General features: G+C 56.6%; 14 protein-coding genes. 1 reads left to right on the top strand and 13 read right to left on the bottom strand.

Features of this window, described 5'->3' with window-relative positions:
• Positions 1-2: 2 nt before the first annotated feature.
• The 6 genes from rsfS to leuS form a co-directional block, all read right to left on the bottom strand.
• Positions 3-320 (bottom strand): ribosome silencing factor, encoded by a 318-nt coding sequence (gene rsfS, locus FHW76_RS07105; protein WP_002894623.1) that lies wholly within the window; start codon positions 318-320, stop codon positions 3-5.
• 222 nt (positions 321-542) lie between these two features.
• Entirely contained in the window at positions 543-1,172 is a 630-nt protein-coding gene (locus tag FHW76_RS07100) for an adenosylcobalamin/alpha-ribazole phosphatase (RefSeq protein WP_032734973.1), read from the bottom strand.
• Positions 1,173-1,244: 72 nt separating this feature from the next.
• A complete protein-coding gene (gene nadD, locus FHW76_RS07095) occupies positions 1,245-1,895 on the bottom strand; it encodes a nicotinate-nucleotide adenylyltransferase (RefSeq protein ID WP_012542457.1) in 651 nt (216 codons plus the stop codon).
• Positions 1,888-2,919: a DNA polymerase III subunit delta gene (gene holA / locus FHW76_RS07090; protein WP_032691138.1), complete on the bottom strand. Its 1,032-nt coding sequence runs from the start codon at positions 2,917-2,919 to the stop codon at positions 1,888-1,890. Before holA ends, nadD begins: the two co-directional genes overlap by 8 nt.
• A complete protein-coding gene (gene lptE, locus FHW76_RS07085) occupies positions 2,919-3,509 on the bottom strand; it encodes an LPS assembly lipoprotein LptE (RefSeq protein WP_008805640.1) in 591 nt (196 codons plus the stop codon). The genes holA and lptE overlap by 1 nt, the downstream gene beginning before the upstream one ends.
• A 14-nt stretch (positions 3,510-3,523) precedes the next feature.
• A complete protein-coding gene (gene leuS, locus FHW76_RS07080; RefSeq protein WP_012542455.1) occupies positions 3,524-6,106 on the bottom strand; it encodes a leucine--tRNA ligase in 2,583 nt (860 codons plus the stop codon).
• A gap of 226 nt (positions 6,107-6,332) precedes the next feature.
• Here leuS and FHW76_RS07075 point away from each other — a divergent pair, with 226 nt between their 5' ends.
• Positions 6,333-6,815, top strand: coding sequence for a zinc ribbon-containing protein (locus tag FHW76_RS07075; RefSeq protein ID WP_032691348.1), 483 nt, complete (start codon positions 6,333-6,335; stop codon positions 6,813-6,815).
• A gap of 46 nt (positions 6,816-6,861) precedes the next feature.
• Here FHW76_RS07075 and FHW76_RS07070 read toward each other — a convergent pair whose 3' ends face one another.
• From FHW76_RS07070 to lnt, 7 genes are all read right to left on the bottom strand, one after another.
• Entirely contained in the window at positions 6,862-8,655 is a 1,794-nt protein-coding gene (locus tag FHW76_RS07070; protein WP_023297222.1) for a filamentous hemagglutinin N-terminal domain-containing protein, read from the bottom strand.
• 64 nt (positions 8,656-8,719) lie between these two features.
• Positions 8,720-10,390 carry a ShlB/FhaC/HecB family hemolysin secretion/activation protein gene (locus tag FHW76_RS07065; RefSeq protein ID WP_048271516.1) on the bottom strand — a complete coding sequence of 557 codons (1,671 nt, stop codon included), beginning with the start codon at positions 10,388-10,390 and terminating at the stop codon, positions 8,720-8,722.
• Positions 10,391-10,762: 372 nt separating this feature from the next.
• Entirely contained in the window at positions 10,763-11,488 is a 726-nt protein-coding gene (locus FHW76_RS07060) for an amino acid ABC transporter ATP-binding protein (RefSeq protein WP_008805645.1), read from the bottom strand.
• A complete protein-coding gene (gene gltK, locus FHW76_RS07055; RefSeq protein ID WP_012542451.1) occupies positions 11,488-12,162 on the bottom strand; it encodes a glutamate/aspartate ABC transporter permease GltK in 675 nt (224 codons plus the stop codon). The genes FHW76_RS07060 and gltK overlap by 1 nt, the downstream gene beginning before the upstream one ends.
• A complete protein-coding gene (locus tag FHW76_RS07050; protein WP_002894709.1) occupies positions 12,162-12,902 on the bottom strand; it encodes an amino acid ABC transporter permease in 741 nt (246 codons plus the stop codon). The genes gltK and FHW76_RS07050 overlap by 1 nt, the downstream gene beginning before the upstream one ends.
• A 164-nt stretch (positions 12,903-13,066) precedes the next feature.
• Positions 13,067-13,978, bottom strand: a complete 912-nt coding sequence (locus tag FHW76_RS07045) for an amino acid ABC transporter substrate-binding protein (RefSeq protein WP_012542450.1) — start codon at positions 13,976-13,978, stop codon at positions 13,067-13,069.
• 355 nt (positions 13,979-14,333) lie between these two features.
• Positions 14,334-15,872, bottom strand: coding sequence for an apolipoprotein N-acyltransferase (gene lnt, locus FHW76_RS07040; protein WP_022065697.1), 1,539 nt, complete (start codon positions 15,870-15,872; stop codon positions 14,334-14,336).
• Positions 15,873-15,947: the final 75 nt, after the last annotated feature.

Below are 15,947 nucleotides of genomic sequence, written 5' to 3'. Positions count from 1 at the left end.
CATTAACTCCAGAGTTTTTCCAGCTCGTACAGACGACGGCTCTCTTCCTGCATGACGTGAACCATCACGTCGCCGAGGTCGACGACGATCCAGTCGGCGGCGGCTTCCCCTTCAACGCCCAGCGGCAGCATGCCGGCGGCGCGGGATTCCTGAACCACGTGGTCGGCGATGGACATCACGTGACGGGTAGAGGTGCCGGTGCAGATAATCATGCAATCGGTGATGCTGGATTTGCCATGTACATCAATGGCGACGATGTCCTGACCTTTCAGGTCATCAATTTTGTCGATAACAAAATCCTGGAGTGCTTTACCCTGCAAGTGTTCCCCCTGGGTGCATGAAGATTGATAATGATAAAGAGCCTGACAGTATACCTGAACTGATGAAAAAGTCGGGTGAAATGTCTGTCGGCAGGCGTTCGTGGCGGGGTATCATCCCATCCCTCGCCGCGGATTGCATCGCCATTTTTGTAAAACAATTTCTGCAAACATGCTGTGGCGGATGCTGCCCGGCAGCGGAGAATAGCAGCCTGCTGTGGCCTGTCAATGGTCTGGCGGGAATTCTTCTTGCGGCTGCCAGACGGCCTGGCTATTTAATACGCGCAGGGTGGTGAAATCGTCGCGCATATCGAGGAGGCTCCAGGCGCCATGGGCAATCGGGAAATGCCACATCGCCGCCGCGGGCATCTGCAACAGCAGGGCCGTCAGCAGGCTCAGGACGCCCTGATGGCCGACAATCAGCAGGTGGTCAAGATGGCGGCAGTCGGCCAGCGTTGTGGTGAATTCGCTGACGCGGCGGGCAAAATTCTGAAAGCTTTCGCCATTGGTGGGGGCCGCGTGCTGCCAGTCAGCACACCACGCGGCATAGTTTTCCGCATCCTCTCGCTGAAGGTCGCGATGATGACGCATCTCCCAGTCGCCGAAAAACATTTCATTGAGCGTGGCATGGCACTCACGCGGGATATGGCGATCGCCAAGCAGCAGATCGGCCGTTGTCCCGGTTCTCGCCAGCTCGCTACAGATGACTTTGTCGAAAGGTACTGCCCGCAGCCGTTCGCCGAGCGCTCGCGCCTGGGCGACGCCGCGCGGCGTCAGAGGAGTGGGGGCGTGGCCGCTGTATAACCCGGCAACGTTGGCTTCGGTTTCGCCGTGGCGAACTAACCATAATTTCATGATGATGCTCAGACAGGCGGTGGAGACGTGGCGCTACGATAGCGCTTTTTTAGCATTAGGCCCAGTCCGGGGTCAGCAATAGAGTCCCTGCTCGCGGATGTAGTCCAGCACGGTGGCCGGCAGCATCTCGGCGCAGGATTCCCCGCGCTCGAGGCGCTGGCGGATAATCGTCGCCGAGATATCGAACCACGGCGTTTCCGCCAGGTAGATGGCCCCGGCGGGGCGGTTATGCAGGCGCTCTACGTCGTGGGTTAAGTGACGGTCCAGCCACTGCTGATCAGCGTCGTGCGCCATGGTCAGCGGGTAACCCGGGCGGCGGCAGACGATCAGATGAACGTTATCAAGGATGGTTTCATAGCGGTGCCAGGTGGGGAAGGTGAGCAGCGAATCCTGGCCGATGATAAACGCCAGCGGTTTTTCTGCCCCCTGCTCCTGGCGCCATGCCTGCAGCGTGTCTGCTGTCCAGGAGGGGGTGTCACGCTGCAGTTCGCGTTCGTCGAGCGTGAACAGCGGCTTATCGGCAATCGCCAGCTTCAGCATATGCACGCGCTGGGCGCTGGTGGCTTCCGGCTGGGGACGGTGCGGCGGGACGTTGTTAGGCATGATGATGACCTTGCTCAGGCCAATCTGATTCGCCAGGATCTCGACCGGCTTGAGGTGACCATAATGCACCGGATCGAAGGTGCCGCCATAGATTGCCTGTAACTGAGTCATATCAACCATCAATAAAAACGTCCGCCAGGGCTTTGTGGCAGAGCAACAACGAAAGACTTTCCAGTTCGGGCCAGACGTCGTGCCCGTAATCCTGTTTAAAGGTCAGTTCCGCGCGGGTCAGGAGGGTCACCGCCTGGCGCAACTGTTCCCCGCTCAGTCGGGCGAGGGCATCGCTGAGCAGCTGACGGCGGTTTTGCCAGACCCGATGTTTATCAAACAGCGAGCGCAGCGGCGTGTGCGTCGACTGGCGTTTGAGCGTGACCAGCAGCAGCAGCTCCCGCTGTAGCGTACGCAGCAGGATCGCCGGCTCGCAGCCTTCAAGGCGGAGCTGTTGCAGAACATGCAGCACGCGCTTGCTTTTGCCTGCCAGTAGCGCATCGACCCAATGGTAAGGGGTAAAGTGGGCGGCATCGTTTACCGCCTGCTCAACCCGGGGCAGGGTCAGCTTACCGTCCGGCCAGAGCAGCGCCAGACGCTCCAGCGCCTGCGCCAGCGCCAGCAGATTACCTTCGTAACAGTAGCACAGCAGCTGACTGGCCGCGTCGTCGAGCTGCAGCTGATGCTGTTTGGCCCGGGCGGCCAGCCAGCGCGGCAGCTGCGCGTATTCCGGCGTCTGGCAACTGACCTGGACGGCCCGCTGCGCCAGGGCGGTAAGCCACGCGGCATTCTCCTGGGCTTTGGTCAGCTTATTCCCGCGAACTATCAGCAGCAGGTCGTCGTGCAGCAGGCCGATCAGGGTCGCCAGCTGTTCGTTGATCGCCGCGTTAGGGCCGTTTTCCGGCAGGATTAGCAGCAGCGTTTGCCGGCTGGAGAACAGACTCAACGCCTGGCTTAACGCGAAAATCGCCTGCCAGTCGGTACTGTTATCGATGGTGAAGGTGTGGTGCTCGGTAAAGCCCTGGGCGGCAGCGGCTTCGCGAATGGCGTCCTGGCTTTCCTGCAACAGCAGGGGATCGTTGCCAAGCAGCAGATAGGCCGCGCGCAGCCCTTCAGTGAGCTGCGCGCGGAGTTGTTCCGGGTACAACCGAATCATCATTGACCCAGAGTGGTGGAGACGCGGTTACCCGAGGAAGCCGGTGCCGTGCTGCCGGCGACCGGTTTCTCTTCCTGCTGGGTTGCTTCAACATCTGCAACCTGCACGCTCGGCAGCTTACGAATCAGCTGTTCCGCCGCTTTGTCGTACATTTCCTGGATAATCATATCCTGCTCGGCGTCTTTCGCTAACGCCGCCTGCGGGTTATCGAAGAACGAACGATAGACCTTGGTGGTAATCGGATAGATATCGTGACCCGGGATCAGGACGCTGGCATGAACGGTCATGACCATCTGATATTCCGCGGTACGACCATCCTGGAACACCGAGGCGGTATCTTTCTGAATCGACGAACCATCGAGGCGCAGAGAAGGAACATCTTTACGCAGCGTGCTGGCGTCGATCAGGTCCACGCCATTAAGACGCAGCTGATTACGTACCGCGCGACTTAACGGTCCGTTCGGATCGCTCGACTGAAGAATCATGGTTTTCATGGTGGTGGGCACCTTCGTAGTGCTACGCAGATGCCAGCCACAGCCGGCGGTGACAAGCACCGCCAGGGATAACAACATTGTTACCAGATATCGCACGCTTCCTCCCGCGCTTAGCCAACGACCAGATTGAGCAGTTTACCCGGAACGTAAATCACTTTACGCACGGTTTTACCGTCGAGATATTTCGCGACCAGATGCTCCTGGCCGGCACGCTCGCGGACCTGCTCTTCAGTTGCATCTACCGCAACGGTAATTTTACCACGAACTTTGCCATTGACCTGGACGACGACGAGGGTGCTGTCTTCCACCATCGCGCTTTCATCCGCCACCGGCCACGGTGCGTTGTCGATATCGCCTTCGCCGTTCAGCTCGCGCCACAGTGTGAAGCTGGCGTGCGGGGTGAACGGGTTCAGCATACGCACCACCGCCAGCAGCGCTTCCTGCATCAGGGCACGATCCTGTTCGTCTTCCTGCGGCGCTTTCGCCAGCTTGTTCATCAGCTCCATGATCGCCGCGATGGCGGTGTTGAAGGTCTGACGACGGCCGATGTCATCGGTCACTTTGGCGATCGTTTTGTGAATATCGCGACGCAGCGCTTTCTGATCTTCACTCAGCGCCGCCACGTTCAGTGCCGCAACGTCCCCTTTGGTGGTGTGCTCGTAGACCAGTTTCCAGACGCGTTTCAGGAAGCGGTTAGCCCCTTCAACGCCAGATTCCTGCCACTCGAGGGTCATATCCGCCGGGGACGCAAACATCATGAACAGACGCACGGTATCCGCGCCATAACGCTCAACCATCACCTGCGGGTCGATGCCGTTGTTTTTCGACTTGGACATCTTGCTCATGCCGGTGTACACCAGCTCATGGCCTGCCGCGTCTTTCGCTTTCACGATGCGGCCTTTTTCGTCGCGCTCAACGATGGCGTCAACCGGGGAAACCCAGTTACGTTCGCCGTTTTCGCCTACATAGTAGAAGGCGTCAGCCAGCACCATGCCCTGGCACAGCAGCTGCTTCGCCGGCTCATCGGAGTTGACCATGCCCGCGTCGCGCATCAGCTTGTGGAAGAAGCGGAAGTAGAGCAGGTGCATGATGGCGTGTTCGATACCGCCGATGTAGATATCTACCGGCAGCCAGTAGTTGGCCGCTTTCGAATCCAGCATCCCTTCCTGATACTGCGGGCAGGTGTAGCGCGCATAGTACCAGGAGGATTCCATAAAGGTGTCAAAGGTGTCGGTTTCACGCAGCGCCGGCTGACCGTTAACGGTGGTCTTCGCCCATTCAGGATCGGCTTTGATCGGGCTGGTGATGCCGTCCATGACCACATCTTCCGGCAGGATCACCGGCAGTTGATCTTCCGGGGTCGGCAGCACGGTGCCATCTTCCAGGGTCACCATCGGGATCGGCGCACCCCAGTAGCGTTGACGGGACACACCCCAGTCACGCAGACGGTAGTTAATTTTACGCTCGCCTACGCCCATGGCTGCCAGTTTGTCGGCAATGGCGTTGAAGCCGGCTTCATAATCGAGGCCGCTGAACTCGCCGGAGTTAAACAGGACGCCTTTCTCGGTCAGCGCCTGCGCGGAGAGATCCGGCTCGCTGCCGTCAGCGGCGAGGATAACCGGCTTGATGTTCAGACCGTACTTGCTGGCGAACTCATAGTCACGCTGGTCGTGACCCGGAACGGCCATGACCGCGCCGGTGCCATATTCCATCAGCACGAAGTTTGCCGCCCAGACAGGAATTTCTTCGCCGGTCAGCGGGTGAATGGCTTTAAACCCGGTATCGACGCCTTTTTTCTCCATCGTCGCCATGTCGGCTTCGGCCACTTTGGTATTACGGCATTCGTCGATAAAGGCAGCCAGCGCCGGATTGTTCGCTGCAGCCTGCTGCGCCAGCGGGTGACCCGCCGCGACAGCCAGGTAGGTACAGCCCATAAAGGTGTCCGGACGGGTGGTGTAGACGGTCAGCTTATCGGCGTAGTTATTGACGTCAAAGGAGATTTCCACCCCTTCTGAACGGCCGATCCAGTTGCGCTGCATGGTCTTCACGGTGTCTGGCCAGTGATCCAGTTTATCCAGATCGTTCAGCAGTTCATCGGCGTAGGCGGTGATTTTAATAAACCACTGCGGGATCTCTTTACGCTCGACTTTGGTATCGCAGCGCCAGCAGCAGCCGTCGATAACCTGTTCGTTGGCCAGTACGGTCTGGTCGTTCGGGCACCAGTTCACCGCGGAGGTTTTCTTGTATACCAGCCCTTTTTTGTACAGCTCGGTGAAGAACTTCTGCTCCCAGCGGTAGTATTCCGGGGTGCAGGTCGCCAGCTCGCGGCTCCAGTCATAGCCAAAACCCAGCATTTTGAGCTGGTTTTTCATGTAGGCGATGTTGTCGTAGGTCCACGGTGCTGGCGCGGTGTTGTTTTTCACTGCCGCGCCTTCCGCCGGCAGACCAAACGCATCCCAGCCAATCGGCTGCAGGACGTTTTTGCCCAGCATACGCTGGTAGCGGGCAATCACGTCGCCGATGGTGTAGTTACGCACGTGACCCATGTGTAGTCGACCAGAAGGATAAGGAAGCATCGACAGGCAGTAATACTTCTCTTTGCTCTCGTCTTCAGTTACTTCAAATGTACGATTTTCGTCCCAGTGAAGCTGGACTTTCGATTCTATCTCTTCCGGGCGGTATTGCTCTTGCATGGCAGCCAGTGGTCCTGTTTTCAATACAGCTACAAAATGTAGCCAATGGATGTGTTATTTCAGATCGGCATAGCATAGCCCAAACGCCCCCGTCAAAACAGCCTTTCGCACATTAACATCGGCAAAAGCCGCGCTGATTATTTCGCGACTCTGTGGCTTGTCAGACACAGCGGGAGAGGAATAAGGTCTATTATCAGAAGACGTTAACCACACCGGAGGCGAAATGATGAACAAGGTTGCTCAATATTACCGTGAACTGGTCTCCTCGCTCAGCGAACGGCTCCGCCATGGAGAGCGCGATATCGACGCGCTGGTGACACAGGCGCGGGAAAAAATCGCCCGCGCCGGCGATCTCACGCAGAGCGAGATCGAGTCGGTGATTGCGGCAGTAAAACGCGATCTCGAGGAGTTTGCCCGCAGCTACGAAGAGAGTCATGAAGACGAGAGCGACAGCGTGTTTATGCGGGTGATCAAAGAGAGCCTGTGGCAGGAACTGGCTGATATCACCGACAAAACGCAGCTCGAGTGGCGCGAAGTCTTTCAGGATCTGAATCACCACGGCGTGTACCACAGCGGTGAGGTGGTCGGCCTGGGCAATCTGGTCTGCGAGAAGTGCCACTATCACCTGGCAGTGTATACCCCGGACGTGCTGCCGCGCTGTCCGAAGTGTGGCCACGATCAGTTCCAGCGTCGGCCCTTCGAACCCTAAGCGGTGCGAAAAACGATGCGCGAGGCTGCGCGCATCGTGGTTTGTCTTATTTCACGGTGTTGATTTCGGTACTCTTGAAATACTGATAGCCACCCATGTTGCTGGCATAGCTGTGCGAGGAGTTGAGAATCAACTTGTTCGCGCTCAAGGTGCCGACGTCACAAGTGTTAAACCCTAACCAGCCGCAGCCACGACCGCTGTTGATGACCTTTTTCGCGTTCATCGTCAGCGTACCACCCGCTTTAATCAACGAGTAATTGCTGATAGTGCTATTATTTCGGGCATCCAGCAGCATGTCGCCTGTGCTGGAGAAGGTGCCCTCATTAACGATGTTTCCAGTGGAAGTCAGGGCAATATTACCCGCTGTGATAGTACCGGTGTTATTCACCACAGCATGATGGGTGGTGATATCGGCCGCTTTCATATAACCATTTTGATTCAGCCAGTAGCTGTGAGCGGTAATGGCATTGGTGGCCTCCATGCGACCGCTGGTGCTTTGCGCCAGCGTGCCGTTGGTCTGCAGATTGATATTTTCGCCGGTGATATTGCCGAGGTTATAGATCTCGCCCGTATTGGTGCTGCCATCCTGCTTAAGGGACTGAACGGTGGTTTGGCCGGTAGAATTAATGTTGCCGGTATTCTTAAAGCTGCTGCCAACAAACGTCAGGCTGGTGTTTTTGGCGCTGATTTTGCCTTCATTGAGGAAATCACCGATTGCCGTGGCGGCAATCTGGTTATTCGACAGCAGGGACGCTTTGGCCTCATTGCGGATTTTCCCGCCGCTGGTCAGGCTAAGTCCGCTGGTGCCGGTCATTGTGCCTGAGTCGCCGTTAGTGATATTGCCGTTGGCGGAGGCAATCAGCTGGCCGCCGGTGAGGGAGCCGACGTTGACGATATAGTCGCCGCTGGAAAGCATTAAATAATAGGCGCCAGCGATGCTGCCGTTATTGGTGATACCCGTGGCGGTGGAAACCTGGCTCAGCAGACCGTTGCCTTTTATCGTCCCTTTATTTAGCAGGTTACCGTTGCTGGTGAGCTGCAGCGTGCTATTGGCGACAATGGAGCCCTGGTTACGTACGCCAAAGCCGATGTTATTGCCGACCATGCTGATGCTGTTGGCGGTGATGCCGCCAAGGCTGCTGACGTCGATGCTGTACTGCGGGTTGATCGTCATTTCGATAAGCGTCGCTTGTTTACCTGCAGAGGTTATCGCGCCAGAGCTGTTATCCATGGTGAAGCGACCTGCGCTGACCAGGGCATTATTGGCCTGTACTTTACCGTTAATCTTAATCGCGTCGGCGAGCAGAACCGCGTAGCCGTTAGCGGCGTTCATGCCATTTTCGCCGATGGTGAGGGTGCCGCCCGTTACGGTATAGCTGCCGATGGCGCCGTCGCTGGTCATGTTGACTTTACCGGTGGTCAGGATGGCCTTGTTGGTATTGACAAAGCTACAGCCGGAGCAGGTGATGCCGTTCGGGTTGGCGATCACCACGTCCGCTTTCTGACCGTTAACTTCGATAAAGCCCTTCAGGCTACTGGCGTTTTTGGAGGTCACCTCGTTCAAAATCACCGAGGCGCTGCCGGCGGTCAGGTTGTTGTTGCGGGCAATATTGCCCAACGTACCGTGGCTGACATCCTCGCCGCTGTTATTAAGGACGGTGCCATTAGTACCGACGTTGAAGTCGCGGTACAGGTTATGGGAGACGCCGGCGGCGTTCGGCTTTTCAATATCAATAACCGTGGCGCCGGACGAATGCGTATAGCTGGTCGGGTCGGCATAAACCACCGACGAGGTTAATACTGCCGCCAGCGCAACATAAGAAGCTTTAAACTTAAACATTTTATTTATTCCTTTAAATTAAGATTAATAAACAACGTAGCTGAAAGGGTCGATAATGATTGAATTAATACCTCCACTGTAATGAAAAGCCCATATTCAGGGCGTCGCTATGAAACGTATCCGGTTTACTGAGCGGGGTGCTAATAAACAGATCGTATTGCGTTGACCATAATTGTCCGCGCAGGCCGCTGACGGCGCCGGAAAGGACTTTGCCTTTTTGATACAGATCGGCACCAATAAGGCGACCCACATCCGCGCCCAGATAGAATTGCCGCTCGTGGGTGGGTAGATCCCAGATAAAATCGTTGCGCCAGTACCATCCCTGATTGCCGGACAGGCTGTTTTCACCGTCAAAACCGCGCACGCTCCAGCGACTACCAATATTGAATTTATTATCGGAAGCGAGTTTGTCCGGGCTGAACTGGGCGCTCAAGCGGGGAGCCCAGGTAAATTTGTCGCCGGTGGCGTCAAATTTCATTAGCGCCTGCAGATTACCATGCACGATCCGTGACAGCGGGCTGTATAACCCGGCCTTTTCCTCCGGCGTTGGCGTTGAGCTGAGCCACGGCAGGCTGCGCTGGATGCCGATGCTGGCATCAACAATCTTTTTGTTAAAGTAGTGCTGGTGGTTGAGGGTGAATTCCCATGAGGGGTTCTGCTTGCGCATCACCAGTAGCTCACTGCCGCCAAAGTAATAATGCGAGGTACTCTTGGCGATCCGCAGGTCGGCGGTGGTTTTTTGCTGCCGGGTGTGGGAGAGCAGACGACTCAGCGTGGCGCTGTAGTAGCGATTTTTACTCTTATAATCCATCGTCGACCAGTTGCCGTTAAACTGCTGGCGATACTGGCTGTATGCCCCGTAGGCGCTTAGTGTCCAGTAGCCGAAGGGGATGGAGTAATACAGGCTGCCGTTGTGGTTGCCGTCGTTATGCTGATTGAATTCAATATCGCCCCCGCCGGAAAGGTACAGGATATCGTTGAGGGTGGTCAGGTCATAGAGATAGAGGGCGCCGCCGGCCTGGTAGCGGCCGCTGGCTTTGCTGCCGGCGTCGTCAAGCCAGGCGCCAAGCTGCCATTTTTTCGCCAGGCTGCGGGCAATCTGGATATCGCTTTCTCCCTCGTGCTGGCCTGGCAGCAGTTTCATGTGCGCCGTAGCGCCGGGCAGACGCTGCATATTGGCCATCCCCTGCTCAAGATCGCTTAAGCGCAGGATTGTGCCGGAAGAGGTTGGCAGTGAATTCCACAGGCGGGTGGTGTCCGAGCCGTCGGCATAGCCGATAGCGCCCACTTTGCCATAGTGCAGCGTCAACCTGAGCATGCCCTGCTCCAGCGACTGGGAGGGCACATCAATCAGGGAGGTGATGTAGCCTTGCGCAATCAGCTCGTTTTGCAAGGTATAGGCCAGCAGGCGAATACCTTCGCTGCCGAGGCAGCGGCCCTGCGCCTGCTGCGCGGTTTTCGCCAGTAATTTCCGGGTGAGCGCCTGGTTATCGGAGTCGATATCGACCCGGTTGATCAATTTACAATGCGTTTCCTCAGGGAAAGGGATACCCTGCGGCGCCACGCGCTGTTGTGAAGACTGAAAGTCCTGTTGCTGTGGCGCCAGCGCCTCCTGGCGGGCTTTATCCTGTTCCGTCTGGTGAGCCGAGGTGGTCAACTGTGCGGCCCCGGCGGCTGAGGTGCCCGCCAGCGTGATAAACAGTAGCCCGGTGAGCGTGCGAGATCGAATTAACATGAAGCAATATCCATTTGTTTCATTGGTTCGGTGGCGCATCCGTTATTCTGCGTGCGGCAGAGAATATTGATGGCCTTTATTTCGCGCAGGCGAGGTCAGGCAAGAATATTATATTCAATTAATAAAATAATCGTGCGACGAACCTGTTACGAGGCGTTATATGCTAGCGGCGGTAGTGAAGCAGATCCACGAATTCATTAGTGAATTCTTTATGAATTGATCGATTTAATAAATAAGTTCAGCTTTTATCGCTAAGGTTTATTTGGTACGTAAATGATAGTAGCGATAACCGGCCGCATAAATAATATTGAAGAATAATATGGCGGGAAAGATAAGCTGCGCATACCGGGCGGTATGCGCAGCGAATAACGATTAATGCAGAATTTTGGCGAGGAAATCTTTGGCGCGATCGGATTGCGGATTGGCAAAGAAGGCTTCTTTATCGGCATCTTCGACAATCTTTCCTTCATCCATAAAGATCACCCGGTTCGCCACCTTGCGGGCAAAACCCATTTCATGGGTCACGACCATCATGGTCATCCCCTCGTTGGCCAGTTCGACCATGACGTCCAGCACCTCGTTAATCATCTCCGGGTCAAGCGCTGAGGTGGGCTCATCAAACAGCATAGCGATCGGGTCCATACACAGGGCACGGGCAATGGCCACGCGCTGCTGCTGACCACCGGAGAGCTGCGCCGGATATTTTTCCGCATGCGCCGCCAGGCCAACGCGCTCCAGCAATTTGAGGCCTTTCTTGCGCGCTGATGCTTTATCGCGGTTAAGCACTTTGACCTGCGCCAGCGTCAGGTTGTCGATAATCGACAGATGAGGGAACAGTTCAAAATGCTGAAAGACCATTCCGACGTGCGAGCGCAGTTTAGCCAGGTTGGTCTTTTTATCGTTAACCACGGTGCCGTCGACGATAATCTGCCCCTGTTGCACAGGCTCAAGGCCGTTTACGGTTTTAATCAGCGTGGATTTACCGGAGCCTGACGGCCCGCAGACCACCACGACTTCACCTTTTTTCACTTCCGTGGAGCAATCGGTCAGCACCTGAAAGTGACCATACCATTTTGAAACGTTTTTCAGGGTAATCATTACACAGTCCTTTTCTTCAACCAGCTGACCAACAGCGAGGCGCTGAGGCTAATCACAAAATAGACGCCGCCCGCGAACAGGATCATTTCGACCTGGGTTCCGTCGCGCTCACCAATGGTGGAGGCGGTACGGAAGAAGTCGGCGAGGCTCAATACATACACCAGCGAGGTATCCTGGAACAGGACGATCCCCTGGGTAAGCAGCAGCGGCACCATGGCGCGGAAGGCCTGCGGCAGGATCACCAGCCGCATTGACTGCCAGTGGGTCATCCCCAGCGCCAACGCGGCGCCGGACTGGCCGCGGGAGATGCTCTGGATGCCGGCGCGGATAATCTCTGAGTAGTAGGCGGCTTCGAACATCGAAAAGGCCACCATCGCCGAGATCAGGCGAATATCCGTTTTCGGCGACAGCCCCAGCACGTTCTGCAGGAAGCCCGGGACAATCAGATAGAACCACAGCAGGACCATCACCAGCGGGATAGAACGGAATACGTTAACGTAGGTTTTAGCAAACCAGGCCAGCGGCAGAAAGCTGGACAGGCGCATCACCGCCAGCAGGGTGCCCCAGACGATACCGACCACGATGGCAATCACCGTAATCTTCAGGGTGATCACCAGCCCTGCCAGCAGATAGGGCATAGACGGAACGATCGAACTCCAGTCAAAATCGTACATTATTTGCCTCCCATATTGCCAGGCAGGCGAACCTTACGCTCGACCACATACATAATCAGCATAATCACCGCGTTGATGAAGACGTAGGCCAGGGTGATGGCCGTAAAAGACTCCCAGGCATGAGCGGAGTAGTCCAGCAGTTTGCCCGCCTGCGCGGCCATATCGGCAAGACCGATGGTGGAGGCGATGGCCGAGTTTTTCACCAGGTTCATCATTTCCGAGGTCATCGGCGGCACGATAACGCGGTAGGCGTTCGGCAGCAGCACGTAGCGGTAGGTTTGCGGCAGGGTCAGGCCCATCGCCAGACCGGCGTTCTTCTGCCCGCGCGGCAGCGACTGAATGGCGGCGCGTACCTGCTCGCAGACGCGGGCGGCGGTAAACAGCCCCAGGCACAGCATGGAGGAGACAAAGAACTGAATGTTTGGGTCCAGCTCCGATTTAAACCACATGCCGATATTTTCCGGCAGGAATTCCGGCACCACCAGGTACCAGGTAAAGAACTGCACGATCAGCGGCACGTTGCGAAACAGTTCGACATAGCAGGTGCCAATGCCCGAGAGGAAGCGATTGGGGACCGTGCGTAAAATGCCAAACAGTGAGCCGACGAGAAAAGCGATGATCCAGGCCGAGATGGAGAGGGCGACGGTTATCTGAAAACCGCTCCACAGCCAGCCCAGGTAGGTAGTGTTGCCGAAGGGGGCCTGTTGCAGGAATATCCCCCAGTTCCAGTCTATTGACATACATGACTCCTGGAAAAAAAAGGGTAGCCATTGCTACCCTCGAAGACGGTTGTCCAGCTTGTTTCGGTATTCGCGGCGGCTGGGGAACGACCAGCCACCGTATAGTCTGTCCGTGCTGTGACAATCATCGGGAGGGCAGGATATCCCGCCCCTGGTTGTTATAATTAGTTCAGTGCTTTGTCATTAGGTGATTTGAACAGCGCTTTCATGTCGTCAGACAGTTCGAAGTTCAGGTTAAGGTTTTTCGGCGGAATTGGATTTTTGAACCATTTATCAAACCATTTCGCCGCTTCACCAGAGGTCTGGGCCTGAGCAACGGTTTCATCGACCAGCGCTTTGAACGACGGATCGTCTTTACGCAGCATGCAGCCATAGGCTTCTTTCGACTGTGCGGTGCCGACGATTTCCCAGTTATCCGGTTTCTTCGCCTTGGCGCGTTCGCCGGCCAGCAGAGCGTCATCCATCATAAAGGCCACGGCGCGTCCGCTTTCCAGGGTGCGGAAAGAGTCGCCATGATCTTTGGCGCTGATAATGCGCATATTCATTTTTTTCTCATCGTTCAGCTTATGCAGCAGGATCTCTGAGGTGGTTCCGGAGGTGACAACGACCGCTTTATCCTTCAGGTCCGGGAAATCTTTGATCGGACCGCCTTTCTTCACCAGCAGACGGGTGCCGACTACGAAGATGGTATCGGAGAAGGCCGCCTGTTTCTGGCGCTCAAGGTTGTTGGTGGTTGAGCCGCACTCGAAATCAAAGGTGCCATTCTGCAGCAGCGGGATACGGTTCTGCGAGGTGACCGGGATCAGTTTGACCTGCAGGTCCGGCTTGTTCAGCTTTTTCTTGATGGCATCAACGATGGCGTTGGAGTAGTCCTGAGAGTAGCCCACAACCTTCTGCTGGTTATCGTAGTAAGAGAACGGGACTGAAGATTCACGATGGCCGACAACGATAACCCCATTTTTGGCGATCTTATCCAGGGTGCTCTGGCCTGCCGCCGGGGCGGCATCTTCTGCGTGTGCCAGACCGGCGGTCACACCCATGACCAGCATTGCGGCGGCCAGTTTACGTAATTGCATATCCAACTCCTTATCCGTAGCGTCAGCGGCGCTATTGATACCCATTGTGATTGTGTGTGTTGTTATTCGAGGCACGCGTCCACGTGCCGCATTTGTATGTGTTTGTTAGCATTTAGTTTGGCTTAATGTAAAGATTTTGCTGTTTTATTGTTTATTTTTGCGAAGTGCTCCGCACCAATGGGAGGCAAAGATCTTCCATTGCACCAAAATAGTGCGACCGCCGAACGTTTATGGTGCAACCCGGTTGCACTGGGTCGGACGATGGCGCTACCAGGGAGAATAAAGCAATGACTGTGCCAGGATGGCTGGCGCGGGGAGAAAAAATGCCGGCGACGGGCGTCGCCGGCGGAGAAACTTATCGGCGACGCTGACGCAGGCTCATCAGTAGCGCAGCGAAGCCTAACAGCGCCGTCAGCGCCCATAGCGGCCAGTTGCCGGTGCGGGCGTAAGGGGTTAAGCCGCTGGTGGGCGTCACGGTGGTGGTCAACACCTCGCGGGTAAACTGCGGGATCATCTTCTGGATCTCGCCGCGCGGGCCGATCACCGCAGTAATGCCGTTGTTGGTGCTGCGCAGGAGTGGGCGGGCCAGCTCCAGGGCGCGCATCCGCGCCATCTGGAAGTGTTGCCACGGACCGATGGACTTACCGAACCAGGCGTCGTTGGAGATGGTCAGCAGGAAGTCGGTATCCGGCCGGAAGTTATCGCGTACCTGTTCCCCGAGGATGATCTCGTAGCAGATGGCGGCGGTCAGCTTCAGGTTATGCGCCATCAGCTGCGGCTGCACGTAGGGGCCGCGGCTGAAGGAGGACATCGGCAGGTCAAAGAACGGCGCCAGCGGACGCAGAATCGATTCCAGCGGCACAAACTCACCGAACGGCACCAGATGGTTCTTGTTGTAACGGTTGGTCGAGTCGTAGCGGTACGGGTTATCTTTACCGAGGGTAATGATGGTGTTGTAGGTATCGTAGCGGTTCTGCTTATTGAGACGCGCATCGACAATGCCGGTGATCAGCGAACTGTCTTTTGCGCGCAGCAGATCGTCCATCATGCTGAGGAACTGCTGCTGGTTGATCTCCAGATCCGGGATCGCCGACTCGGGCCAGATAATCAGCTGCGAGTGGCCGATATGCGGCTGGGTCAGCGCCAGGTAGGTTTTCAGGGTGTTGACCAGCTGCTTCTCGTCCCACTTCATGGCCTGTGGGATATCGCCTTGCACCAGCGAGACCTGGGTCGCGCGCTCCGGCAGCAGCTGATACCACTGGATATAGCGCAGCGGAAACGGCAGGGCGAACAGCAGCGCGGCAATAGCCAGCGGCTTCCAGTTACGCTGGACGAGGGCCAGGGCCAGCAGGCCGCTAACCATCATCAGCAGGAAGTTGATCGCCTCGACGCCCATCACCGGCGCGAGACCTTTCAGCGGGCCGTCGATCTGGCTATAGCCGAACTGCAGCCATGGGAAGCCGGTCAGCACCCAGCCGCGCAGGAACTCGGTGATTTGCCAGACGACGGGGGCGGCGATAGCCACCCGCAGCCAGCTGGTTTTGGGCCACAGCCGGGAGAGCAGGCCGGCAAACAGGCCGGTATAGAGCGAGAGATAGGCCGCCAGCAGAACGACGAGAAAGACGTTAACCGGACCTGGCATACCGCCGAATTGCGCGATGCTGACATAGACCCAGTTGATACCGGTGCCAAACAGCCCGAATCCCCAGAAATAGCCGATCCCGGCGCTTTGCAGCGGGCGTCGGTTGAGGGTTAATGCCTGCAGACCGATCAGCGAAACGATAGCTGCCGGCCAGAAGTCATAAGGTGAAAAAGCCAGCGTTCCGCTGGCTCCGAATAGCAGCGCCAGCAGCAGACGTACGCGCTGGCGTTCAAGAAGAGAGGCAAATACCATTTAGGCTAATCGTCCCGTAAATTAACGCCTGTTGCCACAGGCTATGCTGTTTGCCAGCAGGGGGAGGGGACAGCC

It is taken from the genome of Klebsiella sp. RC2 (assembly GCF_014192815.1).
GTDB classification, from domain to species: Bacteria; Pseudomonadota; Gammaproteobacteria; order Enterobacterales; family Enterobacteriaceae; genus Klebsiella; species Klebsiella variicola.
Note: the sequence above shows the minus strand (reverse complement) of the source record. Positions and strands in the feature narration are given on the sequence as shown.